The 24,238-nt window shown below is 71.0% G+C and carries 22 protein-coding genes, 1 tRNA gene and 1 pseudogene; 9 read left to right on the top strand and 15 right to left on the bottom strand.

Annotation, left to right across the window (positions count from 1 at the left end; genetic code table 11):
• Positions 1-12: 12 nt before the first annotated feature.
• Complete coding sequence (locus ACQF4J_RS25185; RefSeq protein WP_351799101.1) at positions 13-513, top strand: hypothetical protein; 501 nt, start codon at positions 13-15, stop codon at positions 511-513.
• Between the two features lie 21 nt (positions 514-534).
• Here ACQF4J_RS25185 and ACQF4J_RS25180 read toward each other — a convergent pair whose 3' ends face one another.
• Both ACQF4J_RS25180 and ACQF4J_RS25175 read right to left on the bottom strand, forming a co-directional pair.
• Complete coding sequence (locus tag ACQF4J_RS25180) at positions 535-1,155, bottom strand: hypothetical protein (RefSeq protein ID WP_351560642.1); 621 nt, start codon at positions 1,153-1,155, stop codon at positions 535-537.
• Positions 1,156-1,159: 4 nt separating this feature from the next.
• Positions 1,160-1,897, bottom strand: a complete 738-nt coding sequence (locus tag ACQF4J_RS25175; RefSeq protein WP_427166840.1) for a pentapeptide repeat-containing protein — start codon at positions 1,895-1,897, stop codon at positions 1,160-1,162.
• A 199-nt stretch (positions 1,898-2,096) separates the two neighbouring features.
• Between ACQF4J_RS25175 and ACQF4J_RS25170 the strand changes: the two genes are divergently transcribed.
• Together ACQF4J_RS25170 and ACQF4J_RS25165 are read left to right on the top strand one after the other, a co-directional pair.
• Positions 2,097-3,065 (top strand): zinc-binding dehydrogenase, encoded by a 969-nt coding sequence (locus ACQF4J_RS25170; RefSeq protein WP_427166839.1) that lies wholly within the window; start codon positions 2,097-2,099, stop codon positions 3,063-3,065.
• Positions 3,066-3,121: 56 nt separating this feature from the next.
• Positions 3,122-4,624 (top strand): MFS transporter, encoded by a 1,503-nt coding sequence (locus tag ACQF4J_RS25165; protein WP_427166838.1) that lies wholly within the window; start codon positions 3,122-3,124, stop codon positions 4,622-4,624.
• 120 nt (positions 4,625-4,744) lie between these two features.
• Here ACQF4J_RS25165 and ACQF4J_RS25160 read toward each other — a convergent pair whose 3' ends face one another.
• The 3 genes from ACQF4J_RS25160 to ACQF4J_RS25150 all read right to left on the bottom strand — a co-directional run bounded on the left by ACQF4J_RS25160 (position 4,745) and on the right by ACQF4J_RS25150 (position 9,573).
• Complete coding sequence (locus ACQF4J_RS25160; RefSeq protein ID WP_351799109.1) at positions 4,745-7,381, bottom strand: WD40/YVTN/BNR-like repeat-containing protein; 2,637 nt, start codon at positions 7,379-7,381, stop codon at positions 4,745-4,747.
• A 115-nt stretch (positions 7,382-7,496) separates the two neighbouring features.
• Complete coding sequence (locus ACQF4J_RS25155) at positions 7,497-8,906, bottom strand: NAD(P)/FAD-dependent oxidoreductase (protein WP_351560632.1); 1,410 nt, start codon at positions 8,904-8,906, stop codon at positions 7,497-7,499.
• A 10-nt stretch (positions 8,907-8,916) separates the two neighbouring features.
• Positions 8,917-9,573 (bottom strand): rhomboid-like protein, encoded by a 657-nt coding sequence (locus ACQF4J_RS25150; protein ID WP_351560630.1) that lies wholly within the window; start codon positions 9,571-9,573, stop codon positions 8,917-8,919.
• On the opposite strand from ACQF4J_RS25150, the gene ACQF4J_RS25145 reads away from it, so the two are divergent.
• A complete protein-coding gene (locus tag ACQF4J_RS25145; RefSeq protein ID WP_427166837.1) occupies positions 9,572-10,495 on the top strand; it encodes an aminoglycoside phosphotransferase family protein in 924 nt (307 codons plus the stop codon). The genes ACQF4J_RS25150 and ACQF4J_RS25145 overlap by 2 nt on opposite strands.
• 10 nt (positions 10,496-10,505) lie before the next feature.
• Positions 10,506-11,003, top strand: a complete 498-nt coding sequence (locus ACQF4J_RS25140; RefSeq protein ID WP_351560626.1) for a GNAT family N-acetyltransferase — start codon at positions 10,506-10,508, stop codon at positions 11,001-11,003.
• 20 nt (positions 11,004-11,023) lie between these two features.
• On the opposite strand, the gene ACQF4J_RS25135 is transcribed toward ACQF4J_RS25140, so the two are convergent.
• Positions 11,024-11,097: transfer RNA gene (locus ACQF4J_RS25135), tRNA-Thr, on the bottom strand.
• A 217-nt stretch (positions 11,098-11,314) separates the two neighbouring features.
• Here ACQF4J_RS25135 and ACQF4J_RS25130 point away from each other — a divergent pair.
• The 3 genes from ACQF4J_RS25130 (at position 11,315) to ACQF4J_RS25120 (ending at position 13,974) form a co-directional block, all read left to right on the top strand.
• Positions 11,315-12,451, top strand: a complete 1,137-nt coding sequence (locus ACQF4J_RS25130; protein ID WP_427166836.1) for an ABC transporter ATP-binding protein — start codon at positions 11,315-11,317, stop codon at positions 12,449-12,451.
• 229 nt (positions 12,452-12,680) lie between these two features.
• Positions 12,681-13,139: a hypothetical protein gene (locus ACQF4J_RS25125; protein ID WP_427166835.1), complete on the top strand. Its 459-nt coding sequence runs from the start codon at positions 12,681-12,683 to the stop codon at positions 13,137-13,139.
• Positions 13,140-13,242: 103 nt separating this feature from the next.
• Positions 13,243-13,974, top strand: coding sequence for a nucleotidyltransferase family protein (locus tag ACQF4J_RS25120; RefSeq protein ID WP_351560620.1), 732 nt, complete (start codon positions 13,243-13,245; stop codon positions 13,972-13,974).
• A gap of 33 nt (positions 13,975-14,007) precedes the next feature.
• Here the strand turns inward: ACQF4J_RS25120 and ACQF4J_RS25115 are convergent.
• The 7 genes and pseudogenes from ACQF4J_RS25115 to ACQF4J_RS25085 form a co-directional block, all read right to left on the bottom strand.
• Positions 14,008-14,310, bottom strand: a pseudogene (locus ACQF4J_RS25115) (ABC transporter permease); the annotation flags it as partial.
• Positions 14,311-14,530: 220 nt separating this feature from the next.
• A complete protein-coding gene (locus ACQF4J_RS25110) occupies positions 14,531-16,177 on the bottom strand; it encodes a DoxX family membrane protein (RefSeq protein WP_427166834.1) in 1,647 nt (548 codons plus the stop codon).
• Positions 16,178-16,294: 117 nt separating this feature from the next.
• Positions 16,295-17,236: a 23S rRNA (guanosine(2251)-2'-O)-methyltransferase RlmB gene (gene rlmB, locus ACQF4J_RS25105; RefSeq protein WP_351560616.1), complete on the bottom strand. Its 942-nt coding sequence runs from the start codon at positions 17,234-17,236 to the stop codon at positions 16,295-16,297.
• A 98-nt stretch (positions 17,237-17,334) separates the two neighbouring features.
• On the bottom strand, positions 17,335-18,735 hold the full coding sequence (gene cysS / locus ACQF4J_RS25100) for a cysteine--tRNA ligase (protein WP_351560614.1): 1,401 nt from the start codon (positions 18,733-18,735) through the stop codon (positions 17,335-17,337).
• Between the two features lie 156 nt (positions 18,736-18,891).
• Entirely contained in the window at positions 18,892-19,386 is a 495-nt protein-coding gene (gene ispF / locus ACQF4J_RS25095; protein ID WP_351560612.1) for a 2-C-methyl-D-erythritol 2,4-cyclodiphosphate synthase, read from the bottom strand.
• Complete coding sequence (gene ispD / locus ACQF4J_RS25090; RefSeq protein ID WP_351560610.1) at positions 19,376-20,125, bottom strand: 2-C-methyl-D-erythritol 4-phosphate cytidylyltransferase; 750 nt, start codon at positions 20,123-20,125, stop codon at positions 19,376-19,378. Before ispD ends, ispF begins: the two co-directional genes overlap by 11 nt.
• A gap of 273 nt (positions 20,126-20,398) precedes the next feature.
• Positions 20,399-20,881, bottom strand: a complete 483-nt coding sequence (locus ACQF4J_RS25085; protein ID WP_003953493.1) for a CarD family transcriptional regulator — start codon at positions 20,879-20,881, stop codon at positions 20,399-20,401.
• A gap of 590 nt (positions 20,882-21,471) precedes the next feature.
• Here ACQF4J_RS25085 and ACQF4J_RS25080 point away from each other — a divergent pair.
• The gene (locus ACQF4J_RS25080) at positions 21,472-22,125 is read left to right on the top strand and encodes a DUF461 domain-containing protein (RefSeq protein ID WP_351560607.1); all 654 of its coding nucleotides are present in this window, start codon (positions 21,472-21,474) and stop codon (positions 22,123-22,125) included.
• Between the two features lie 102 nt (positions 22,126-22,227).
• Here ACQF4J_RS25080 and ACQF4J_RS25075 read toward each other — a convergent pair whose 3' ends face one another.
• Together ACQF4J_RS25075 and ACQF4J_RS25070 are read right to left on the bottom strand one after the other, a co-directional pair.
• Entirely contained in the window at positions 22,228-22,908 is a 681-nt protein-coding gene (locus tag ACQF4J_RS25075; protein ID WP_015659563.1) for a response regulator transcription factor, read from the bottom strand.
• On the bottom strand, positions 22,905-24,167 hold the full coding sequence (locus tag ACQF4J_RS25070; protein WP_351560600.1) for a sensor histidine kinase: 1,263 nt from the start codon (positions 24,165-24,167) through the stop codon (positions 22,905-22,907). Before ACQF4J_RS25070 ends, ACQF4J_RS25075 begins: the two co-directional genes overlap by 4 nt.
• Between the last annotated feature and the right edge of the window lie 71 nt (positions 24,168-24,238).

Genomic DNA, 24,238 nt, shown 5'->3' with positions numbered 1-24,238 from the left:
ACCATCTCGTACGTGCTCGACATCGGTTACGCCCTCTCCAACCGCTTCCCGGATCCGCCCCAGACGGACTACCGGCGCGTGGACGTCCACGCCCTGCGCCACGACCTGTTCTGCGGCGACGTCTATCTCGCCGACACCAAGCAGGACCGGGAACTGTCCACAGCCTGGGGATGGGTGCCGGTGCTCGACTTCGCCTGGGCCCTGTGCGACATCGTGGAACGGCTGGACCGGGATCCGGCGGGCTCGCGTGCCTCCCGGCCCCAGCACGCGGATCTGGACTTCACCGAGTCCACCGACCGCATGCTCTTCGAGCGCCGCTTCGGCTGGGTGGACATCGAGGCCGACTGGATGCCGGCCGAGGAAGCCCCGCTGACCTTCTCCCACGCCGAACTGCGCCGCGAGGCCCGCGACTTCCTGCACGACCTGCTCGCCGACCTGGTGGACCTGCACGAGGACCTCGGCGAGAACCCGGCGATCTGGACCCTTCAGGCCCGCTTCCCCAGGGTTTCCTGACCGCGAGGCCCACCGAGGTCCCTAGCCGATCGCCAGCAGTTCCTCCGCCTTCGTCTCGTGCGGCAGGCCGCCGAGGGAGAGGTAGTGGTAGCCCGTGCTCAGCCGGCAGGCGTTCAGGCCGAGGCAGAGCATCGCGTCGTAGTGCTGCGTGTTGGCGAACACGTACCGCCCGTCCTGGCCGTCGCCCGGGTCCAGGGGTGTGCCCCGCAGCACCGACTCCAGCGCCTCCCGGTCCACCGGGCCGAAGGCCAGCGGGACGAAGGCCTCGGGGTCGGCGCCGACCGGCTCGGGGAACGCGAACTCCCCCACGCCCAGGGGGTTCCCGTCCTCGTCGACCGCCGGCTCGTCGAAGTACCCGGGACACGAGTCGTAGGCGTGCCTGAGCTCCCCGTCGGCGTACACCCGCATGATCAGTACGTCCGAGTCGAAGACGTACGACCCCAGCGCCGGTGCCCCCAGCACCCGGCTCAACGGCCCCGCGAGGTCCGGCGCGTCGGTCTCCGGGTCGGGGTAGACGGCGGTGTGGCCGGGGCCGACCGGCAGCGCGAACCCCCGTATCCCCGTCTCGTCCGGCCCGCCGAGCAGCGGCACCACCTCGTCGCACGCCCGCGCCACGAGCACGTTGCCGTAGAAACTCCCCATTCCCTCAGCCCTCCACCCGGATCCCCATCTGGGCCGCCAGCACCGGCGCCAGATCCATCAGTTGGGACGGACTGATCACCGCCCCGGCCAATCGCTCCACCCCGGCCGAGATGTCCAGCTCGGCCGCCGCTCTCAGGTCGACGTCCTTCAGCTCCACCCCGGTCAGGTCGGCACTCTTGAGAACGCAGTCGACGAACTCCACCCGTTCCAGCCGGGCGCCCCCGAAGTCCGGCTCGACGAGGACACAGCTCTCGAAGACGACGTCCTTGAGCCGGGCGGCGCGCAGGTTCAGGTAGTCGATCTTGCCGCCGCGGACCAGCACCCGCTCCAGCACCGCGCCGTGCATCTGCACCCCGCCCAGGCGGGCGTCGACCAGCTCCACATCCCGCAGCGTCGACTCCGCGAGGTCCGTGCCCACACCCCGCAGCCCCGTCAGGACGGAGTCGAGTACGCGCGCCTGGTGCAGCCGTGTCTCGTCCACCGCGCACCCCGTCAGCGCGCAGTCCAGGAACCGGGCGCCTCCGCCGTCCTGGCCGACGAGGTCCGACTCCCGGAACTCCAGACCATCGTAGTCCCCGTCCGGCTCCAACTCCCCGCCGTCGAAGGGCCGTAGATCGTACAGCCGCAGCTCGGGCCGCCGCGCCGCCTTCACCGCCGTACGCCGTGAAGCCCCGGAGCCACCACCGGAGCCGCCGCCGGTGCCGCTGTCCCCACCCGTCCTGCCCGTCGCACGCCTCACCATGCCCCCATGCTGCACCCCGCCACTGACAATCACCCCGGTCATCGCCCTGACCTGCGACGACACCCCGCATGTCACATTCCGGGCGCGGGAGGAGTCCTATGCATCGAGAACGCCCCGCCGGCGCGCTCACCCCTTGACCTCAACCAAGCTCGAGGTCGGAGAGTCGGATGCCTACGAAGCCGCACACAGGGAGTCCGTCATGCACGCCGTCCGTCTGCACGCCTTCGGTCCGCCCGGGAACCTGACCCTCGAGGAGATCGACGACCCGGTGCCGGGCCCCGGCCAGGTCCGTGTCGCCGTGGCGGCCGCGGGCGTCCATCTCCTCGACACCGCCCTGCGCGAGGGCGTCCGGGGCCCCCTGCCCGAGCTTCCCGCCCTTCCCACGGTCCCCGGCCGCGAGGTCGCCGGTGTCGTGGAGGCCCTCGGTGAGGGCGTCGCCGGTCTGTGGCTGGGCCGGCGGGTGGTCGCCCACCTCGGTTTCGCGCCCGGGGGCTACGCGGAACTGGCCGTCACCGACGTCGACCGGGTGCACGAGATACCGCGGAACCTGGACTTCGCCGAGGCCGTCGCCATGATCGGTACGGGTCGTACGGCGATGGGGATCGTGCAGTTCGCAGAGTTCGGCCCGGACGCCGTCGTCGTGGTCCCGGCCGCCGCCGGCGGCATCGGCACCCTGCTCGTGCAGTACGCGAAGCACACCGGGGCGCACGTCGTGGGCCTCGCGGGCGGGGCGGAGAAGACGGCGCGTGTCCAGGCCGACGGCGCCGATCTCGCCGTCGACTACCGGGACCCACAGTGGCCGGACAAGGTCCGCGCCCACCTGGGCGGCCGGCCCGCCACCCTCGTCCTCGACGGCGTCGGCGGCGAGGTCGCCCGTCAGGCCGTCGGCCTCCTCGGACCCGGCGGCAGGCACCTCGTCTTCGGCTGGTCCGCCGAGGGCATCCGCGACGGCTCCCCCTACCTGGTCGACGGCGTCTCCGAGCAGGTCCTGGGCCCGGTGATGTTCCGGAAGGCCTCCCTGCAGACCCTCGAACTCCGCGCCCTCGCCGAGGCCGCCGCGGGCCGGCTCACCCCGGCCGTGACGCGCTTCCCGCTGGCCGAGGCGGCGGCCGCGCACCACGCACTGCACACACGCCGGACGATCGGAAAGGTGGTACTGGAGCCATGACCAGCCAGAAGCCGCTCCCAGATGCGATACGCCCCGATACATGGTCTTCTGACCAGATGGGCATCACCCGAACAGCGGAGGCCGGTGGTCCCGCGGCCGCCGATCCCCGCCGCTGGTGGGGCCTGGTGGTCATCGCACTCGCGCAGCTCATGGTGGTCCTGGACGCGACCATCGTGAACATCGCGCTCCCGTCCGCGCAGCGCGACCTGGGCATGTCGGACGCCAACCGGCAGTGGGTGATCACCGCCTACACGCTGGCCTTCGGCGGTCTGCTGCTGCTCGGCGGCCGGATCGCGGACCTCGTCGGACGCAAACGGACCTTCATCATCGGGCTCATCGGCTTCGCCGGGGCCTCCGCGCTCGGCGGCGCGGCCACCGGCTCGGGCATGCTCTTCGGCGCCCGCGCGCTCCAGGGCGCCTTCGCCGCGGTCCTGGCCCCCTCCGCCCTGTCGCTGCTGACCACGACCTTCACCGATCCGAAGGAGCGCGGCAAGGCCTTCGGCATCTACGGCGCCCTGGCCGGCAGCGGTTCGGCGATCGGCTTCATCGTCGGCGGCCTGCTGACCGAGTACCTGAACTGGCGCTGGTGCCTCTACGTCAACATCCCCATCGCGATAGTCGCCGTCTTCGGCGCCTTCGCCCTGCTGCACGACCGCCCCGGCCACACAGGCGCCCGCCTCGACGTACCCGGCGTGCTGCTGGGCTGCGGCGGACTGGTCGCGATCGTCTACGGCTTCTCCGAGGCCCAGCCCCGCGGCTGGGGCGACCCGCTGGTGCTGACGCTGTTCGCCGTGGGTGCCGTACTCCTGGCGGTCTTCGTGTGGTGGCAGTCCCGGGCGCCCATGCCGCTGCTGCCGCTGCACATCGTCAAGGACCGCAACCGGGCCGGCTGCTTCCTGACCATGGGGCTCGCGACCATCGGCATGTTCGGGCTGTTCCTGTTCATGACGTACTACCTGCAGGTCGTCCTCGGCTACTCGCCCGTCAAGACGGGCCTGGGCTTCCTGCCGCTCACCGCCGCCATCATCACCGGCTCCACGCAGATCTCCGCCCGCCTGATGAACCGCGTACCGCCACGGATGCTGATGGTCCCCGGCATGATCCTCGCGGCGGGCGGCATGCTGCTGCTCACTCGGATGACCGTCGACTCGTCGTACGCGACCGAGATCCTGCCCGCCCTGATCCTGATGGGTCTCGGCATGGGCCTGACCTTCATGCCGGTCTTCGCCACCGCCACCGCGGGCGTCGCCCCGCAGGACTCCGGCGTGACCTCGGCGACCGTCAACACCTCGCAGCAGGTGGGCGGTTCGATCGGTACGGCCCTGCTGAACACGATCGCCACCAGCAGCAGCGCCACCTACATCGCCGCCCATCTGCACAACCCGGCCCAGCGGGCGCTGGTCGCCAAGGAGGGCGTGGTGCACGGCTACACGGTGGCCATCTGGTGCGCGGCCGGGATCATGCTGCTGGCGGGGCTGGTCGCCGGGCTGATGGTGACGGCCCGGGCGCCCAGGCAGGGAGCACCGGCCGAGGTGCCGGTGCCGGAGCCGGTCGCGTAGGGGGCCTGCCGTACAGGGGGCACAGGACGGGGAGGGGCCGCACGGACCGCGGGCCCCTCCCTCTTTTTCCACTGACCGCCGCAGCGGCTCAGCGACTCACCGGCTCACCGGCTCACCGGCTCACCGCAGTTTGCGGGTGTCGATCGCCCAGATGCCCCGTCCGTGCGTGGCGGCGTACAGCCGTCCGTCCGGGCCGGTGCGCAGCTGCATGACCGCGGTGGTCGGCAGGTTGTCGCCGGCCACCCGCCAGGTCTTCGAGCCCGGCGTGCGGACCAGCACCCCGAGGTCCGTGCCCAGCGCGATCGTGCCGCCCCTGAGCAGGGCCACCGAGTTGGCGGGCACGTCCGGCAGGTTCCCGGAGACGTCCTTCCAGGTGACTCCGCCGTCCCGGGTCTCGAAGAGGTGTCCGACGCCCGCGCCCGGGCCCTCGGTCCACTTGCGGGAGAAGCCGTTGACGGCGAGCAGCACGTGGTCGGAGTTCTTCGGGTCGATCGCCAGACCGGAGAGGTAGCGGTTGGGGACCGTGCCGTCGACGGGGAGGCTCAGCTGGTGCCAGCCCGTGCCGTCGGCGTTGCCCACCGCGATGCCGCGGGTGAAGCCCTGGTTGTTGCAGGGGCCGCACCAGGCGGCGTACACGCGGCCGCCGGAGGAGGCGACGGCGGTGGCCGTGTGGCCCTCGCCGAGGTCGTACGCGCCGAACCACTCGGTGCCGCTGCGGATCGCGTAGCCCTTGGTGTTGATCCACACGTGGCGGCCGCCCGCGACCCAGGTCTTCGGGTCCTTGATGTCGGCGTTCAGCGGGGCGATGAAGCGCGCCTCGCCGGTGGCGTTGTCGGGCGGGGCGACGGAGTACGTGGTCGCCTTCGACGGGTCGGTGACCCAGCTTCCGTCGTTCACGGCGCAGTTGTTGGTGACGGAGACCGCCAGGTAGACGTACTCCTGGGCGATGTTGCAGCCGTTGGCCGGATCGGTGATCGTGTCGCCGCCGTCGCCGCCGAAGTTGGAGCCCATCACCCGGTCGCCGGGACGCAGTTGGGACTGCCCGTTGTCCTGAAGGCCGCCGGTGACGGCGAGGCCCTTGCGGGACGGGTCGACGCCGACACCGACCGAGTAGTACTGCAGGACGTCCATCGTGCCGTCGTTCAGGGGCTTCCAGTCGGTGGCGTGGCCGGAGGCGTCGGCGCTGCCGTTCAGCGGCCGGCGGAAGGTGCCGCCGTCGTCGCCGACGACGACGTAAGGGGCTCCGCCGTTGCTGCCGATCGCCACGGAGTGCTGGTCGGCGTGGACGGTCTGGTTGCAGTCACCGGTCTGCTTGGCCGGGTCTATGGACCAGCACGGGAAACCGAAGTTCCAGTACGGGCCGGGCACGCTCCAGTTCTTGCCGCCGTCCTTGGTCTCGAAGACCTCCTCCAGACCGGCGTAGACGTGGTCCGGGTTCTTCGGGTCGACGGTGAGGAACTGGTCGTACCAGGCCTGGATGCCGGGCTGGTAGCCGGCGCCGGTGAGCGCCGAACCCGAGTCGCGCAGCTGCTGGTAGGTGGCGATGCGCGTCCACGGCCCGGTCGGTGAGCCGGACTTGGAGACGAAGATGCCCTCCAGCCCGCTGTCGGGGTTGGTGCTGGTCATCTCCGGCGACTGGTCGATGGCGTAGTACCGCGAGCCGTCCGCACTGCGCGCGAAGGTGACGTTGCCGACGTCCTCGGCGTTGCTCGGCAGGTCACCGAGGCCGGTGAGCCGCTGCCAGCTCCCGCCGGACTTGGCGTAGAAGCCGTTGTAGGTGTCCCCGCCGCGCCAGCCGACGGCCAGCACGACCTTGCTCGGGTCCTTCGGGTCGACCGCGATGTCGCTGGTGATGTTCTTGTACGGCGCGCTGGGGTCGCTCGCCTTCGAACCGCCCGGCAGATAGTCCGGGTTGGGCGCGAACTCCAGCTTCCAGTGACCCTTGGGGGTCTTGGCGGAATGGCTCCAGACGCCCGCGGTGGTGGCCGCCCAGACCTTGTCCCCGGCGAACCGCAGGGCGTTGATGGAGGTGGACTCCAGTTCGTCGCCGCCGACCCGGTCGCGCTTGTCGAACTTCCCGTGCCGGGGGTCGTCGAGGACGTACACGCCGGTGCCGAGGAAGGAGGTCGCGCTGGTGTTGGCCTCACCGGTGGCGTACCAGAGGCGGCCGTGGCCGTCGAGTTGCAGGTCGCCGGTGGACAGGGCGGGCAGCCCGTCGGAGATGTTCGTCCAGTGGCCACCGCCGGTGCGGGAGCGGAACACACCGCCGTTGGCCGAACCGGCGTACACATAGCCGTGGTTGTCGGCCGCCAGCCCGGTGACCCGGCCGGTCACCCGGCCCGCGCCGCCGCTGGAGTTGGAGTTGATGTCGCGGTACCGCGGGTCGTCGGAGTCGTACGGCAGCCGTGTGACGTCGTCCCAGCTGCCGTGCGTGTGCGGCAGACCCTTCAGCGCGTCGTACGCCGCCCCGTACGCGCCCGGCGCCACGATGCCCGGCGAGGTGCGCGCCTCCGCGTACTGGTCGGCCTGCTCGGCCTCCTCCTGCGCCTCACCCCCGTCATCGTCGTCCCCCGCCTGGGCGAAAGCCGACAGGCCCTTCTGCTGCTGATGCAGAAGGGCCTGTTGATGGAGTTCGCGTACGCCGAACGGGCTGATGCGCCCCGACGACGCCTGGGCCTGAGTGATCGTCAGGCCCAGCGCCGCCGAAGTGGCGAGCACCACCCATACACGTCTTCTTCGCCGGCCGATGGCTGTCATGAAGTGCCCTCCCCTTGGAGCGGTGACATGAGCTGGCCAACAGCTTTGACGGGAAGAGAGTTCTGAGAGCTTCCTGTGAACGCAATCAGCCGGTAAAGAAATCCGGCCAAGATCGTCAGTTCCGGCCGGCCACCCGGTCCGCGAACCTCGCCAGTCTCGACGACTGCACGCCGTGGCGCGTCCGTTCCCGCTCGTCCGCCGCCCGATAGGTGGCGTACATGCCCTGCACGCCCAGCCAACGCAGCGGTTCCGGCTCCCACTTGCGCACCTTGTGCCCGACCCAGGGCAGTTCGGTCAGCTCCGTCTTCTGCCCCTGCCCGGAGTCCAGCTGCACCAGGTCGCGCAGGGTGCGCGCGGCGAGGTTGGTGGTGGCCACGCCCGAACCGACGTAACCCCCGGCCCAGCCGAGGCCCGTCGAGCGGTCCAGCGTCACCGTCGCGCACCAGTCCCGCGGCACCCCGAGCACCCCCGACCAGGCGTGCTCGATCCGCACCCCGGCCAGCGACGGGAAGAACCGCACGAGGATCTCGCGCAGCGCCTCGACCGTCGCCTCCTGCGTCCGCCCGTCGTTGTCGGTCCGCGACCCGAACCGGTAGGGCACCCCGCGCCCGCCGAGCGCGATCCGCCCGTCGGCGGTGCGCTGCGCGTACATGTACGCGTGCGCCATGTCGCCCAGCGCCTCGCGGCCCGCCCAGCCCACCGACTCCCACTGCCCGTCGGTGAGCGGCTCGGTGGCGATCATGGATGAGTTCATGGGCAGCCAGGTGCGCCGCTGCCCCTTCAGAGCGGCGGTGAACCCCTCCGTGCAGCGCAGTACGTACGGCGCGCGGACCGTGCCGTACGGGGTGACGGCGTGCTTGGGCCGGATCTCCGTCACCGGCGTCGACTCGAAGATACTCACCCCGAGGGCCTCGACGACGGCCGCGAGCCCCTTGACCAGCTTCACCGGATGCAGCCGCGCGCCATGCGGGGTCCAGCTGGAGCCGACGGCGCCGGCGACCCGGATCCGCTCGGCCGTCTCCCGGGCGCCGTACAGCTCACGGTCCTTCTCCCCGTACGACGCCTCGTGCTCGTGGAACGCCTTCAGCCGGGCCAACTGCGCAGCCGTGGTGGCCACTTCGAGCACCCCGCCCTTGTGGACGCCGGCCTCGATCCCCTCCTCCGCAGCCACCCGGACGACCTCGTCCACGGTGTCGTTCATGGCCTTCTGCAGCCGTACGGCGGCCTCGTGGCCGTGCAGCTTCGCGTACCGGTCCCGCCCGGCGATCCCGTTGTACAGCCAGCCGCCGTTGCGCCCCGAGGCGCCGTACCCGCAGAACTTCTGCTCCAGGACGGTGATCCGCAGGAAGGGCACCGCCTTCTTCAGGTAGTAGGCGGTCCACAGCCCCGTGAACCCGCCCCCGACGATCACCACGTCCGCCGTCGCGTCCCCGACGAGCGGCTCCCGCACCACGGGGAAGCCGTCGTCGGCGTACCAGAAGGAGATGCCACCGTTCACGACGCCACTGCTCGCCAAGCTGCTCATGGCCGGGACGCTAACCCCTCGAAGCGGCCACTGTCTCCTTCGGATTCCATGCTTTTCCACGCCCCCTGACCAGCGGATAACACGCCAGTCCGATCACCACGGACACGAAGTGCCCCAGGTCGGTGAAGGTGGGAGTGGACAGCAGCGGCACCCCGTAGACGACGAGCACGACCGCCAGATACAGGTACCGCCAGGGCGGCGCGATCCGGTAGACCAGCACGGCGACGACCCCCGCCAGGGCGTAACTCACCCCGATGTCGAGCGTGTTGACCGCCGAGTGCGGCGCCATCCCGTCCCGGATCGCCTTCAGCAGCGCCAGCTCGCTGATCAGCGTCGCCAGCACATGCGCGGCCACGCACACGACCAGCCAGCGGACCGTGCCCAGCCAGCGCTCGGCCTGCGCGTGGAAGACGGTGTAGAGGACGGCGTACGGCAGCCAGTGGCCGCTGTCGATCCACATCGCGCTCTGCACCAGCACCCGCACCGGGTCGTTCGACAGCTCGTGGATGTTCGTGGACCGCTGCCGCAGGAACTGCTCCTCGAACTGCGGGGACATGTGGTGCAGCGCGACCGTGGTGACGAACAGGATCGCCAGCCACACGTACGTGCCGGGGGCACTGCGGACGTAGGCCCGTGCGTGATCGCCGAAACCCCGGAAAATTCGCATGAGGCGATTCACGCACGCAACTATCGTCACGAAGGTGATCGACATCCCGGGCGGACTGGCGGCCGCGCAGCAGAGGTTCAACGGCGAGGCGGGGCGGGCGTTCATCGCGGGCCTGCCAGGACTGACCCAGGAGTTCCTCCAACGCTGGGCCCTGCGTCCGGACGGGGACCCCATGCACGGGGTCAGCGCCCTGGTCCTGCCGGTGCTGCCGTCGGACGGCACGCGCGCCGTGCTCAAGCTCCAGCTGCTCGACGAGGAGAGCGAGGGCGAGCCGGTCGCGCTGCGGGCGTGGGACGGCGACGGGGCCGTACGCCTCCTCGACCACGACCCGGCCACCGGCACCATGCTCCTGGAGCGCCTCGACGCGGGCCGCATGCTCTCCGCCCTCCCCGGCACCCGAGAAGCCGTCCTGGTCATCGCCCGGCTGCTCGCCCACCTGACCGCGCTGCCCGCCCCGCCCGGCCTGCGCCGCCTCGGCGACATCACGCGGGCCATGCTGGAGCAGACGCCCCGGGCCCTGGAGCACGTCCCGGACGCCGAGGCCCGCCGCCTGATCGCCGACTGCGCCGCCGCCGTACGGGAAGTCGCCGACGAACCCGGCGACCGCCTCCTGCACTGGGACCTGCACGACGAGAACGTCCTCGCCTCCGACCGTGCCCCCTGGCTGGCCATCGACCCCAAGCCGCTGGCCGGCGACCCCGGCTTCGAACTCTGGCCCGCCCTCCACAACCGCTTCGAGGCGGACGAGATCCGCTGGCGCTTCGACGCCATGACCGACGTACTCGCCCTGGACCGCACCCGCGCCCGGGCCTGGACCCTGGGCCGCCTCCTGCAGAACGCCCTCTGGGACATCGAGGACGACCGCCCCCTCGACCCCCGCCAACTGGAAACAGCCCGACGCCTGCGCGCCCACCACGACTAGCCTCACCGGCATGATCCGTACCGCGACGCCAGCCGACGTCCCCGTCGTCCATGCCCTGGTCCGTGAACTGGCCGACTACGAGAAGTTGCTCCACGAGGCCAGGGCCACCGAGGAACAGCTGCACGAGGCGCTCTTCGGTGACCGGCCCGCCGTCCACGCCCACATCGCCGTCGACGACACCACGGGCGAGCCCGTCGGCTTCGCCCTGTGGTTCCTCACCTTCTCCACCTGGCGCGGAGTCCACGGCATCTACCTGGAGGACCTCTACGTCCGCCCCACCGCCCGCGGCGCCGGCCACGGCAAGGCCCTGCTCGCCGAACTGGCCGCCATCTGCGTCGAGCGCGGCTACCAGCGCCTGGAGTGGGCCGTCCTGAACTGGAACGCCCCGACCATCGCCTTCTACGACTCCCTAGGCGCCCGCCCCCAGGACGAGTGGACGACGTACCGCCTGACGGACCAGCCCCTGACGGCCCTGGGCCGCACAACACGAAAGCCCAGGCCGGAGTAGACCCGGCCTGGACTTCTCGGAGCCCCCTGTCGGATTCGAACCGACGACCTACGCATTACAAGTGCGTTGCTCTGGCCAGCTGAGCTAAGGAGGCCTGTGGGCGTACGTCCCGTACGCGCCCGTGGCAGTGTACCCAGGTCCCAGGCGCCCCCTGTCGAAAATTTCCGCGAAGTTCACATGCCGACAGGTACTGACATACGGCTGAACGCCAGGTACCGTCCTGTGCCAGTTCACCCTCGTGGACTACACCACCACCTTCCTACAACGGATCGTCCGGCACGTTCCTGCCGGTAGAAGGGGGCCCATTCACCATGGCCACTGTTACGTTCGACAAGGCGACCCGGATCTACCCGGGCACCGAGAAGCCCGCCGTCGACGGTCTGGAGATCGAGGTCGGTGACGGCGAGTTCCTCGTCCTCGTCGGCCCGTCCGGCTGCGGCAAGTCCACCTCGCTCCGGATGCTCGCGGGGCTCGAGGACGTGAACGCCGGCGCCATCCGCATCGGTGACCGCGACGTCACCCACCTGCCGCCGAAGGACCGGGACATCGCCATGGTGTTCCAGAACTACGCGCTGTACCCGCACATGACCGTCGCCGACAACATGGGCTTCGCCCTGAAGATCGCCGGCGTCAACAAGGCGGAGATCCGCAAGAAGGTCGAGGAGGCCGCGAAGATCCTCGACCTCACCGAGTACCTGGACCGCAAGCCGAAGGCGCTCTCCGGCGGTCAGCGCCAGCGTGTCGCCATGGGCCGCGCCATCGTGCGTGAGCCGCAGGTCTTCCTCATGGACGAGCCGCTGTCGAACCTCGACGCCAAGCTCCGTGTGTCCACCCGTACGCAGATCGCCTCGCTGCAGCGCCGTCTCGGCATCACCACCGTCTACGTCACCCACGACCAGGTCGAGGCCATGACGATGGGCGACCGCGTGGCCGTCCTCAAGGACGGTCTGCTCCAGCAGGTCGACTCCCCGCGCAACATGTACGACCGCCCGGCCAACCTCTTCGTCGCCGGCTTCATCGGCTCCCCCGCCATGAACCTGGTCGAGGTGCCGATCACCGACGGCGGTGTGAAGTTCGGCAACAGCGTCGTCCCGGTCAACCGTGACGCCCTGAAGGCCGCCTCCGACAAGGGCGACAAGACGGTCACCGTGGGTGTCCGTCCCGAGCACTTCGACATCGTCGAGGAGGGCGGCGGCGCCGCCGCGTCCCTCACCAAGGACACCGCCGACGCCCCGGCCGGTCTCGCGGTCTCCGTGAACGTCGTCGAGGAGCTCGGCGCCGACGGCTACGTCTACGGCACCGCCGAGGTCGGCGGCACCACCAAGGACCTCGTCGTCCGTGTCGAGGGCCGCCGGGTGCCGGAGAAGGGCTCCACGCTGCACGTGGTCCCGCGTCCGGGCGAGACCCACGTGTTCTCGACCTCCACGGGCGAGCGCCTGACCGACTGACGTCAGCAGACGCCGGTACGAAACCACCGACCGGGGTGAAATCCCCCAGGTTGACGAAGAGGGCCCCGCGACCTGCTGCGGGGCCCTTTTCGTTGTCGACAAATACCCCGGCAGACCGGTCATTTCGGGCGCCGCACGTCAACCCCGTACCCAAAAAGCGCCACCACTTCATCCCCCATCTCGGTGACTAAATGTCGCCAAATCATTACCGGGCGCTACCCTCACTCGCGTGAAGCACTCCACTAACCAACAGACGCGACGCGGCCAGGGCCCCGCCCGCCGGGTCGGCCGCACGCTCGCCCTCGTCCTGCCCGTCCTTCTGGTGCTGTCCGGGACCCTGGCGGTCACCCGGGTCAACTGGACGGGCAGCCCGTCCAACTCGGTGCTCACCGCATCCGACGCGATCGACGACGCCAAGGGCGGCGTCACGGCGGTCCACCGTGCCCCGCAGGACGTGCTGCGCGACCGGCTGCTGACCGAACTGCAGGACAAGGACCCGGGCGTGGTCCTCACCCACCTCCAGCGGGCCGTGGCCGAGCGCCCCTCGCTCGCCGGGCACTGCGTCTCCATCGCCCGCGCCCTGGGCCGCGCCGCGGCACGCGTGTACGGGCCGACGCGGGCGCAGTCGTACGCCCGCCCGGTCTGCGACACGTCCTTCGCCTCGGGCGTCGTCGCCGCGCAGGGCTGACGCGACCGACCCTCCTTCGGTTCGGTTCGGAGGAGGGTAACGGCAGATTAAGGATGGGCTGCCGGATCGGGCGGCGCGCGGGAGGCGCCGTACAGTTCCGTCCATGACCCATCCGACCGCCGCGTCCCGCCCCGTACAAGCCGTCGTCCTGGCCGGAGGCCAGGGTTCCCGGCTGCGCCCCTACACCGACGACCGGCCCAAGCCGATGGTCGAGATCCCCGGTACGGGGACGCCGATCATCGGCCACCAGCTCGTCTGGCTGGCCGAGGAGGGGGTGACGGACGTCGTCATCAGCTGTGGTCATCTCGCCGAGGTCATGCAGGACTGGCTGAAGTCCACCGACCTGCCGGTGCGCGTCACGACGGTCGTGGAGACGGAGCCACTCGGACGCGGCGGCGGCCTGAAGTACGCGGCCGCCCATCTGCCCCACCCCGACCGGCCCTGGTACGCCACCAACGGCGACATCTGGACCCGTTTCTCCCTGCGGGACATGGCCGACTTCCACACGGAGCGGGACGCCGTCGCCACGCTGGCGCTGGCCCGGCCGCGGATTCCGTGGGGCGCGGTGAAGACCGACGGGTTCGGCCACATCACCGACTTCATCGAGGCACCGCCGTCGACCTTCGAGATCAACGCGGGTGTGTACGTGTTCTCACCGGAGTTCGCCGGACTGCTCCCGGAGCGCGGGGACCACGAGCGGACGACCTTCCCCCGGCTGGCCCGCGAGCGGCGGCTGGCCGGCTTCCCGATCCCCCAGGGCGCCTACTGGCGTGCCATCGACACGGCGAAGGACCTGACCGAGGCAGCGAAGGAACTGGCGGCCCTGGGACGCTGAGCCCCAGGGCCGCCGGCCCCCGCTTCCCGTGCCTCACTTCGAGGCGCGGTCGAACAGCGATCCGGACCACAGCCGGCCGAGCACGGCCGGCCCCACACACCAGGCCACGGCCAGCCATCCGTTGGGGCCGATCGGCGTGTCGAGCAGCAGCCCGCGCAGGGCCTCGATCGCCCGCGTGAAGGGCTGGTACTCGGCGATCGGCCGGAACCAGCCCGGCATCGCGTGGACCGGCACGAAGGTGCTGGAGATCAGCGGCAGGAAGATCAGCTGCGTCGCGTTGTTGCCGGCCGCCTCGGCGTCCGGGCCGGACAGGCCCATCCCGACCGCGATCCAGGTCGGCCGACCTCGACGACGTCTTCTTCGCCCTCACGGCAGACACCGACCGACGGGGGTGTGGACGGCGAGTTCGTCGGCCTCCTCCAGGTACTGGGTGGTGAGCAGGACGGTGACGCCGTCGGCGCACCAGAAGGGCCCCGCACAAGTGCGGGGCCCTCTCGTCGCATGGGCCGTACGTCTCAGCCGGTGGGCTCGCCCAGGATGCCGCCCACCGGCTCGGTTACCCCAACAGACCGCCCACCAGGCCCGGCTTGCCGGAGGAGGTGCCTCCGGAGCCGGAGCCGCCCGGCGAGCCGGAACCGCCCGAGGTGGGGCCGGAGGTGGTGCTGGGAGCGCCTCCGGTCGGGGAGGACTGCTGCGGCGGGGCCTGGCCCGCGGTGCCCTGGGTCTGACTCGGGGCACCGGTGGTGGCGTCGCGGGTCGCGCCCGGGGTGGTCGCCGCACCGGAGGAGGGCGACGTACCGGCGGTGGCGCCACGGGTGGGCGCGTGGGACGCCGACGGGGAGTGCGAGTGCCGGCGGCCCGGCTCCTGCGGAAGCGGGGAGCCCGGCAGTTCGTTGCGCGGGGCCTCGCCGGGCCGGGGGACGACCACGCGGTCGGCGTCGCGGACCGCGCCGCCGAGCAGGGACCCGGTGAGCAGGGTGAGGCCCGTGACGACGGCCGTGAGCAGGGCGCCCCGGCGCAGCACGTAGAGGCGCAGCTCCCAGATGTCGGCGCGGGGGCCGAGGCGGCGCCAGGCACCGCCCGCGAGACGGCCGTCCACGGAGTAGACGGGGGCGCCGGCGATGATCAGCGGGGACCAGGCGGCGAGGTAGATGATGTCGGGGGCGTCGTAGACGGGGACGGTCTTCCAGCTGACGGTGACGATGAGCGCGGCGGAGAGCAGGGCGCCGAAGACGGCGGCCACTCGCTGCCAGCAGCCCAGGACCGTGAGGACGCCGACGAGGACCTGCGCGAAGGCGATCACGAGGCCCGAGCCGACGGGGTGGTGCAGCGCGAACTGGCGCAGCGGCTCGGCGACTTCCCAGGGATGCAGGGTGTTGAGCCACTTGACCATGGAGCCGCGCTTGCCGCCGTCGAAGTAGACGGGGTCGCAGAGCTTGCCCATGCCGGCGTAGATGGAGATGAAGCCGAGGAAGATGCGCAGAGGCAGCAGGACGACGCCGAGGTTCATGCGGCGACCGGGGTAGTAGGCGTGCCGCGCCGGGTCGTCGCCGTGGCGCCTGCCCCGGCGGTCGTCGCCGTACTGCCCGTCCGCCTCGTCGAAGTCCTCGAAGTCCCGCTCGCCGTAAGCGTGTTCCTCGTCGTAGACGCTGCCGACCGGACGCATTTCGGGCAGCAGGCGGGTGCCGCCGGTGTCGTCGTGGGTGCGCTGGTGGCCGACGAAGGGGGGTTCGACGGTCGCGTCCAGCTCGTCGTAGATCTGGTCGTAGGTGCCGCCGGCGACCTCGACGCGCGGGATGACCTGGGTGGCTCCGGCGTCGGCGGACGGGTCCTCGCCGTGCCGGACGCTGCCGCGCACCGCCTGCAGCAGGCGGTGGGCCCCGGTGTCGTCGGGCGCGGACCGGCCGCTCCAGACGACGGCCCGCCGGCGGCCGCCGGCACTCGCCCCCGCCCCGGCCGCGGCGCCCACGGCGGCGATCCGGGCGGTTTCGTCCGTGGTGGTCAAGTGCCGTGCGATCCGCGAGTTTTGGGCGCGCGTCGACGCGCCGAGCTGCACGCGGAAACTGGCGTGATTGACGATGACCTGCGCCGGATCGCTCGGCACCTTCACCATGCTCAGCGCGGGAGCGTCGTCGAACCCGGAATCGAATCCCGACGAGCGGTCCCCCGTGGGTGTGCGGGGTGTTCTGGTGTCCACACTCATCTAACCGAGTGACGTGTGTTTAGGACACTGCTTTGACTCGCCGGATGTGTCCGGACCCCGTCAAGCTTGTCCCGGACGCCCAGTTTGACCCGTACGGGTGAGGATGGGCACGGGTGTTCAGCCGCGTCGGCGCGCCGCCTCGTAGAGCACGATCCCCGCCGCCACACCGGCGTTGAGCGACTCGGCGCCGCCCGGCATCGGGATCCGCACGCGGAAGTCGCACGTCTCTCCGACCAGCCGGGACAGTCCCTTGCCCTCGCTGCCGACCACGATCACGACCGGCCCCTGAAGGGCCTCCAGCTCGCCGATCTCGTGCTCGCCGTCGGCGGCGAGGCCGACGACCACGATGCCCGCCTTCTTGTACGACTCCAGGGCACGGGTGAGGTTCGTGGCGCGGGCGACGGGCGTACGGGCCGCGGTGCCGGCGGACGTCTTCCAGGCACCGGCGGTCATACCGGCCGCACGCCGCTCGGGTACGACGACGCCGTGGCCGCCGAAGGCGGAGACGGACCGGACCACCGCGCCGAGGTTGCGCGGGTCGGTCACACCGTCGAGCGCGACGATCAGGGGGTCCTCACCGTCGTCGTAGGCGGCGTTCGCGAGGTCCTCGGGGTGGGCGTACTCGTACGGCGGGACCTGCAGGACCAGGCCCTGGTGGTTGAGGCCGTTGGTCATCCGGTCGAGCTCGGGGCGGGGGGCCTCCATGAGGTTGATCCCGCCGCGCTCGGCGGCGAGCTGGAGGGCCTCGCGCACACGCTCGTCGTTGTCGATGAACTGCTGGACGTAGAGGGTGGAGGCCGGCACGCCCTCGCGCAGCGCCTCGACCACCGGGTTGCGGCCGACGACCAGCTCGGAGGAGGACTTGCCGCCGCGGCCGCGGGGCGCGGGACGCCGTACCGCCTGCTTGGCCTTGGCGTTGGCGACGCGGTTCTTCTTGTGGCCCTTGCGCATCTCGGCGGGCGGGGTGGGGCCCTTGCCCTCCAGGCCCTTGCGCCGCTGGCCGCCGCTGCCGACCTGCGCGCCCTTCTTGCCGGACATGCGGCGGTTGTTGGTGGCCATGACCTACCTGTTCTCTACGGAAGTGTGTGCGTACGTCTATGCAGTGTGCCGCCCGGAGGGCCGGGCGGCACAATCGATCTTCGGATCGGGGGGCGGTGTCAGCGGGGCCCGAGGGTCCAGCGGGTGCCCTGCGCGCTGTCCTCGATGACGAGCCCGGACTGGTTGAGCTGGTCGCGGATCGCGTCCGCGGTGGCCCAGTCCTTGCGGGCGCGGGCGGACTCGCGCTGGTCGAGGACCATCCGGACCAGCGTGTCGACGACGCCGTGCAGGTCCTCGCCCCGGTCGGCCTCGCCCGCCCAGTGCGGGTCGAGCGGGTCCAGACCGAGGACGCCGAGCATGGCGCGCACCTCGGCGAGCCGGGCGACGGCCGCCTCCTTGTCGTCGGCCGCCAGCGCGGAGTTGCCCTGCCGGACCGTGGTGTGCACCACCGCGAGCGCCTGCGGTACGCCCAGGTCGTCGTCCATGGCCTCGGCGAAGGCGGGCGGCACGTCGGCCGACGGCTCGACGGCTCCCCCCGCCTTCTCCACGACCCGCTGGATGAAGCCCTCGATCCGCGCGAACGCCGACTCGGCCTCGCGCAGGGCGTCCTCGCTGTACTCGATGGTGGAGCGGTAGTGCGGGGTGCCGAGGTAGTAGCGCAGCACGATCGGCCGCCAGTGCTTGACCATCTCGCTCACGAGGACCGAGTTGCCGAGCGACTTGGACATCTTCTCGCCGCTCATGGTCACCCAGGCGTTGTGCACCCAGTACTGCGCGAAGTCGTCGCCGAACGCCTTGGCCTGGGCGATCTCGTTCTCGTGGTGCGGGAAGATCAGGTCCAGGCCGCCGCCGTGGATGTCGAAGGCGGTGCCGAGGTACTTGTGCGCCATCGCCGAGCACTCAAGATGCCAGCCCGGACGCCCGCGGCCCCACGGCGTCTCCCAGTCGGGCTCGCCCGGCTTGGCCGCCTTCCACATCGCGAAGTCCCGCGGGTCCCGCTTGCCGGTGATGCCGTCCTCGGCGGGCTGCCGCATCTCGTCCAGGTCCTGCCGGGACAGCTCCAGGTAGGAGGGCCAGGAGCGCACGTCGAAGTAGACGCTGCCGTCCGCCTCGTAGGCGTGCCCGCGCTCGATCAGGGCGCGCATCATCTCGACCATCTCGGTGACATGGCCGGTCGCCCGGGGCTCGTAGGTGGGCGGCAGGCAGCCGAGCACGGTGTAGCCGTCGGTGAAGGCCCGCTCGTTCTCGTAACCGATGGACCACCAGGGGCGGTTCTGCTGCTCCGCCTTGGAGATGATCTTGTCGTCGATGTCGGTGACGTTCCTGATGAACGTCACGTCGTAGCCGCGGTACTCGAACCAGCGGCGCATGATGTCGAAGTTGAGCCCCGACCGGATGTGCCCGATGTGGGGGGCCGCCTGCACGGTGGCGCCACACAGGTAGATCGAGACGCAGCCCGGCGTGAGCGGGGTGAAGTCACGGATCTGCCGGGCGCTGGTGTCGTACAGGCGAATAGTCACGACTCCAGGGTAGTGGGCGCCGGGCAGTGCCTCGCGACCTTCCGTTCAGGCCTCACGCATTCGTGACACGGGCGGTCGGTCCGGGCCGGTACGACCGGCCCGGGGGCACCTGCGCGACCCGGACACCGGGCGGCGACCTGGTGCCCCCGGCCTCCGTCAGCCGACGCGCACCACCAGCGCCGTGGCGATGGCCATCAGGCCTTCGTCGCGGCCCGGGAATCCGAGGCCGTCGGTCGTGGCTCCCGAGACGGACACCGGCGCCCCGGCCGCCTCGGACAGCAGCTTCTGCGCCTCGTCGCGGCGCTTGCCGATCTTCGGCCGCGCTCCGACGACCTGCACGGCGACGTTCCCGATCCGGAAGCCGGCCTCGCGCACGATCCGGGCGGCCTCCGTCAGCAGGGTGACGCCGGAGGCGCCGGACCACTCGGGGCGCCCGGTGCCGAAGTGCTGCCCCAGGTCACCGAGTCCGGCGGCGGAGAACAGCGCGTTGCAGGCGGCGTGCGCGACGACGTCCGCGTCGGAGTGGCCCGCCAGCCCCGGCCCCTCGCCCTCCCACTTCAGGCCGGCGCACCACAGCTCGCGGCCCTCCTCGAAGGCGTGGATGTCGGTGCCGATGCCGACCTGGGGCAGCGGGTACGGCTCAGAAGCCATCGTTGAGCCTCCTGCGGGCCAGGACCGCCTCCGCGAGGACCAGGTCCAGCGGGCGGGTGACCTTGAAGGCCTCCTCGTGGCCGGGGACGACCACGACGCTCAGGCCGAGCCGCTCGACCATGCTCGCGTCGTCGGTGACGTCCTCGGTGACCTCCTCGTGGGCCCGGACCAGCGTGGCCCGGTCGAAGCCCTGCGGGGTCTGTACGGAACGCAGGCGGGCCCGCGACGGGGTGGCCACCACCGGCTCGGGCTCGCCCGGCTCGGCCGGCCCGACCTCCTTCACCGTGTCGGCGAGGGGCAGCGCGGGTACGACGGCCGGTGCGCCCGCCCGTACCGCTTCGATCACCGCGTCCACCGTGTCGACCGGCACCAGGGGGCGCGCGGCGTCGTGGACCAGCACGATGTCGTAGTCGGGGGGCAGGGCGTCGAGGCCGAACCGCACGGACTCCTGGCGGGAGTCGCCGCCGGGGACCACCAGGAAGTCCGTCCGCTCCGGCAGCGCGTGGGCGTCGAGGAGCGACTTGACCTCGGCGGCGCCGTCGGGCGGGGCCACGACGACGACCAGGGAGACCGCGCGGGAGGCGGCCATCGCGCGCACCGCGTGGACGAGCATGGGGGTGCCGCCCAGCGCGCGGAGCGCCTTGGGGGCGCCCGGGCCGAGGCGTACGCCTCGGCCGGCGGCCGGGATCACCGCCGCGGTACGCGGTTCCGTGGGCGAAGGACGCGAATCGTCAGACATCGGTTCCTGTCAGGTTTGTGTGCTCGGCCTGGTTGGGTATGGCCTGGGAAGTGCCGGGCGCGACGCCTTGACCGGACCCTTCCGTGACCCTGGTCGAGCCAGCTGCCCGGGCCCGGCACACCAAGTATCGGGGGCCCACCCCGAGAGGACGTACCGGCACGGCGCGCCTGGGTACGAACATGCCGCAGCGCCCGGCGACGGAAATACGTCATCGGGCACCGCGGCATTTCGATGTACTGAGTGCTGAAGCGGGCTTGCGCCTGCGTCAGTGGTTCAGGACGCGAGGACCTCGTCGAGCAGGGCCTCGGCCTTGTCCTCGTTGGTGTTCTCCGCGAGGGCGAGCTCGCTCACCAGGATCTGTCGGGCCTTGGCGAGCATCCGCTTCTCACCGGCGGAGAGTCCGCGCTCGCGCTCGCGACGCCACAGGTCACGCACGACTTCCGCGACCTTGATGACATCACCCGAGGCAAGCTTCTCCAGGTTTGCCTTGTAACGACGCGACCAGTTCGTGGGCTCCTCGGCGTACGGCGCGCGCAGCACCTCGAAGACCCGGTCCAGCCCGTCCTGACCGACCACATCACGCACGCCGACGAACTCCGCATTGTCCGCTGGCACACGTACCGTCAGGTCACCCTGGGCGACCTTCAGCACCAAGTAGGTCTTGTCCACGCCTTTGATCTGGCGAGTTTCGATGGCCTCGATCAGCGCGGCCCCGTGATGGGGATAGACCACGGTGTCGCCAACCTTGAACGTCATGTGACAGGTACCCCTTCCGTGGCTATCCAGGGTAACACGGAAACGGCGGGTTCTGAATGGCGTTTTCGCAGGTCAGGGCATATCTCGGGGCTTGACAACAGCAACAGGAACGTGCTGCGCGGGCCGAACGGAGGGAGGTATTCGCAGGTCGGAGGGGCTCTGCGGGGGAGGTGAAACCCGTACGTTACACGCATCTGGAGGCCCTCACGAGGGGACGAACATCCTCAAATGTCCGGTTCCAGATGTGCGACTTCCGCTACTCCGTTCGGTGCCGGGTGTCACTTCCGCTTCGATTCCGGAATTGATCACCGGGCGTCGGCCACGGGTCCGGTTGTGGCCTCCGTGATCAATTCCGGGAAGGGCCCGCATTCCTTCACCGAAGATTTGCTAGCCATGGCTCGGACTATGACTCGGGCGCTTATGTGAATGGCGGACGAGCGCCCCCGCCACCCCCCTGCCGAGGGAAGCCCGCACGTTGAGGGAGGGTCGGGTGCGGCGGCGCGGGAACGGCTCGGTAACCTATGGCCGCTGACACATACTTAGGGCGGCTTTATAGGCCGCCACGTTCGAGTCAAGGAGTTGCCGCCGCCGTGAGCAGCAGCCTTCGACGCGGCGCCCTCGCCGCCGCCGCCATCGCGTTCTCGATCGCCTCGCTCGCCGCGTGCGGCGCCGGATCCGATGCCCAGACCCTGCAGGTCAAGCCGGACAACGCGGCCGTAAAGGTCGGCGACATCAAGATCCAGAACGCACTGATCATCACCCAGCCCGATCCGCAGGCCACCGGTCCCGCCGTGATCTCGGCGACCCTCTTCAACAACGGCACCACCGCGCAGACCGTGGACGCCATCACCCTCCCGAACGTCAACCAGACCGCCCAGGTCAGGCCGGCCAAGGGCAACGGCAAGCTCGTCGTCCCGGCGCACGGTTCCGTGGTGATCGGCGGCCAGGGCAACGCCAGCGCCGTGCTGCCCAGCGGGCGGGAGGCCGTCCAGGACGGCAGCGTCCGGAAGATCACCTTCACCTTCAGCAAGACCGGTGACGTGAGCCTGCGTGGTTTCGTCGTCCCGGCCGAGAGCTACTTCACCAAGTGGGGTCCGAGCACGATCCCCACGACCGCCCCCGGCGCCGGTGCCACGCCGACCAAGGGCGCGTCGGGCTCCCCGAGCCCGTCCAACTCGGCCGCCTCCCCGTCGGCCCCGGCCACCCCGACCGACTCGGCGTCCGCGAGCGCGTCGGCGGGCTGAGCCCCCTCGCGCGGGGCCGAGCCCCCACACGCACCAAGGGCGGGACCTCGTCACGAGGTCCCGCCCTTGTCCGTGGGCCCGTCGGACGGACCCACGGTCTTTCTACGGCTCGAACTTGTAGCCCAGCCCGCGCACCGTCACCAGGTATCTGGGCGCGCCCGGGTCCGGCTCGATCTTGGCGCGCAGGCGCTTGACGTGGACGTCGAGGGTCTTGGTGTCGCCCACGTAGTCGGCGCCCCAGACCCGGTCGATGAGCTGCATACGGGTCAGCACGCGGCCGGCGTTGCGCAGGAGCATTTCCAGCAGGTCGAACTCCTTCAGGGGGAGGTCGACCTTGGAGCCGGAGACCGTCACCACGTGGCGGTCGACGTCCATGCGGACCGGGCCGGCCTCCAGGGCGGCCGGGGTGACCTCCTCGGGCTCGCCGCGACGGCGCAGGACGGCCCGGATGCGGGCCACCAGCTCGCGCGAGGAGAACGGCTTGGTGACGTAGTCGTCGGCCCCTATCTCCAGGCCGACGACCTTGTCGATCTCACTGTCCTTGGCGGTCACCATGATGACCGGGACGTTCGAGCGGCCGCGCAGCTGGCGGCACACCTCGGTACCCGGCAGCCCGGGCAGCATCAGGTCGAGGAGGACGAGGTCGGCGCCGTTGCGCTCGAACTCGTCGAGTCCGTCGGGGCCGGTGGTCGCCACGGCGACCTCGAAGCCCTCCTTGCGGAGCATGTAGGACAGGGCGTCGGAGAAGGACTCCTCGTCCTCGACGACGAGCACTCGGGTCACGGAAGGACCTCCGGGGCGGGAAGCGGTTCGTACGGGGATGACTCGGTGGGTTCGCCGGTCTCTTCGTCGAGACCGTCGAGGTAGGGGTGCTGCTGGGCGCGGTCACGGGCCGCACCCGCCTCCGGCAGCCTGAGGGTGAAGGTGGAGCCCTGGTTCTCGGCGCTCCACACCGTGACCTCCCCGCCGTGCGAGGCGGCCACGTGCTTGACGATCGCCAGACCGAGGCCCGTACCGCCGGTGGCACGGGAGCGGGCCGGGTCGACGCGGTAGAAGCGCTCGAAGATGCGCTCCTTGTCCTTGTCGGATATCCCGATGCCCTGGTCGGTCACGGCGACCTCGATCATGTCTCCGCCGGGCGCGGTCACCCTGCGGGCGGCTATGCCCACGCGGGTCCGGGCCGGGGAGTAGTTCACGGCGTTCTCGACGAGGTTGCCGAGGGCCGCGGCGAGCTGGCCGCGGTTGCCCCAGACGTGCAGGTCGGCGGTGCCGCCGGCGGCCATGGTGATCTGCTTGGTGCCGGCCTGGTGACGGCAGCGGTCGATGGCCTCGGCGACCAGCTCGTCGACCCGGACGGGCTCGGCGTCCTCCAGCGGGTCGTCGTTCTGCACCCGGGAGAGGTCGATGAGCTCCTGCACCAGGTTGGTCAGGCGCGTGGCCTCTATCTGCATGCGCCCGGCGAAGCGCGTGACGGCCTCCGGGTCGTCGGAGGCGTCCATGACGGCCTCGGACAGCAGGGAGAGCGCGCCGACGGGCGTCTTGAGCTCGTGGCTGACGTTGGCGACGAAGTCGCGCCGTACCGCCTCGATCCTGCGGGCCTCGGTCAGGTCCTCCACCAGCAGCAGCACCAGCCGGGAGCCGAGCGGCGCCACGCGCGCGGAGACCGCGAGCGCCTCGCCCCGGCCGGTCCCGCGTCGCGGCAGGTCGAGCTCGACCTGGCGTATCTCGCCGTCCCGCCGGGTGTCCCGGGCCATCTGCAGCATCGGCTCGACCGAGAGCCGGCCACCGCGGACCAGGCCCAGGGCGTACGCCGCGGAGCTGGCCTTGACGACGGCGTCGGCCTCGTCCAGGACGACGGCCGACGACCGGAGCACGGACAGAACGGTGTCCACACCCGGTGGAAGCACCGGGTCGGTGTGCAGGGAGGTGCGGGTGGGGCGCTTCTGCTCCCGCTCGCTCCAGCGGAACGCCAGCATGGCGATCACACCGGTGAGCACCCCGGCGATCGCTGCCGCTGCGGCGACCGCCGCGTTCACGTCCATGCAAACAGGTTAAGCAGGGGGTACGACATCCCCACAGCCGTCGACGTGCGAGCTCGAACACTCGTCGCCCA

The sequence above is a fragment of the Streptomyces sp. C1-1 genome (assembly GCF_050214755.1).
Classification (GTDB): Bacteria; Actinomycetota; Actinomycetes; order Streptomycetales; family Streptomycetaceae; genus Streptomyces.
This window is presented reverse-complemented; position numbering and strand designations above follow the sequence as displayed.

Excerpts from the sequence above, each read along its gene's own strand:
- ACQF4J_RS25180 (WP_351560642.1), bottom strand. The coding sequence starts at position 1,155 with ATGGGGAGTTTCTACGGCAACGTGCTCGTGGCGCGGGCGTGCGACGAG.
- ACQF4J_RS25175 (WP_427166840.1), bottom strand. The coding sequence starts at position 1,897 with ATGGTGAGGCGTGCGACGGGCAGGACGGGTGGGGACAGCGGCACCGGC.
- ACQF4J_RS25170 (WP_427166839.1), top strand. The coding sequence starts at position 2,097 with ATGCACGCCGTCCGTCTGCACGCCTTCGGTCCGCCCGGGAACCTGACC.
- ACQF4J_RS25165 (WP_427166838.1), top strand. The coding sequence starts at position 3,122 with ATGGGCATCACCCGAACAGCGGAGGCCGGTGGTCCCGCGGCCGCCGAT.
- ACQF4J_RS25160 (WP_351799109.1), bottom strand. The coding sequence starts at position 7,381 with ATGACAGCCATCGGCCGGCGAAGAAGACGTGTATGGGTGGTGCTCGCC.
- ACQF4J_RS25155 (WP_351560632.1), bottom strand. The coding sequence starts at position 8,906 with ATGAGCAGCTTGGCGAGCAGTGGCGTCGTGAACGGTGGCATCTCCTTC.
- ACQF4J_RS25145 (WP_427166837.1), top strand. The coding sequence starts at position 9,572 with ATGAGGCGATTCACGCACGCAACTATCGTCACGAAGGTGATCGACATC.
- ACQF4J_RS25150 (WP_351560630.1), bottom strand. The coding sequence starts at position 9,573 with ATGCGAATTTTCCGGGGTTTCGGCGATCACGCACGGGCCTACGTCCGC.
- ACQF4J_RS25140 (WP_351560626.1), top strand. The coding sequence starts at position 10,506 with ATGATCCGTACCGCGACGCCAGCCGACGTCCCCGTCGTCCATGCCCTG.
- ACQF4J_RS25130 (WP_427166836.1), top strand. The coding sequence starts at position 11,315 with ATGGCCACTGTTACGTTCGACAAGGCGACCCGGATCTACCCGGGCACC.
- ACQF4J_RS25120 (WP_351560620.1), top strand. The coding sequence starts at position 13,243 with ATGACCCATCCGACCGCCGCGTCCCGCCCCGTACAAGCCGTCGTCCTG.
- ACQF4J_RS25110 (WP_427166834.1), bottom strand. The coding sequence starts at position 16,177 with ATGAGTGTGGACACCAGAACACCCCGCACACCCACGGGGGACCGCTCG.
- rlmB (WP_351560616.1), bottom strand. The coding sequence starts at position 17,236 with ATGGCCACCAACAACCGCCGCATGTCCGGCAAGAAGGGCGCGCAGGTC.
- ispF (WP_351560612.1), bottom strand. The coding sequence starts at position 19,386 with ATGGCTTCTGAGCCGTACCCGCTGCCCCAGGTCGGCATCGGCACCGAC.
- ispD (WP_351560610.1), bottom strand. The coding sequence starts at position 20,125 with ATGTCTGACGATTCGCGTCCTTCGCCCACGGAACCGCGTACCGCGGCG.
- ACQF4J_RS25085 (WP_003953493.1), bottom strand. The coding sequence starts at position 20,881 with ATGACGTTCAAGGTTGGCGACACCGTGGTCTATCCCCATCACGGGGCC.
- ACQF4J_RS25070 (WP_351560600.1), bottom strand. The coding sequence starts at position 24,167 with ATGGACGTGAACGCGGCGGTCGCCGCAGCGGCAGCGATCGCCGGGGTG.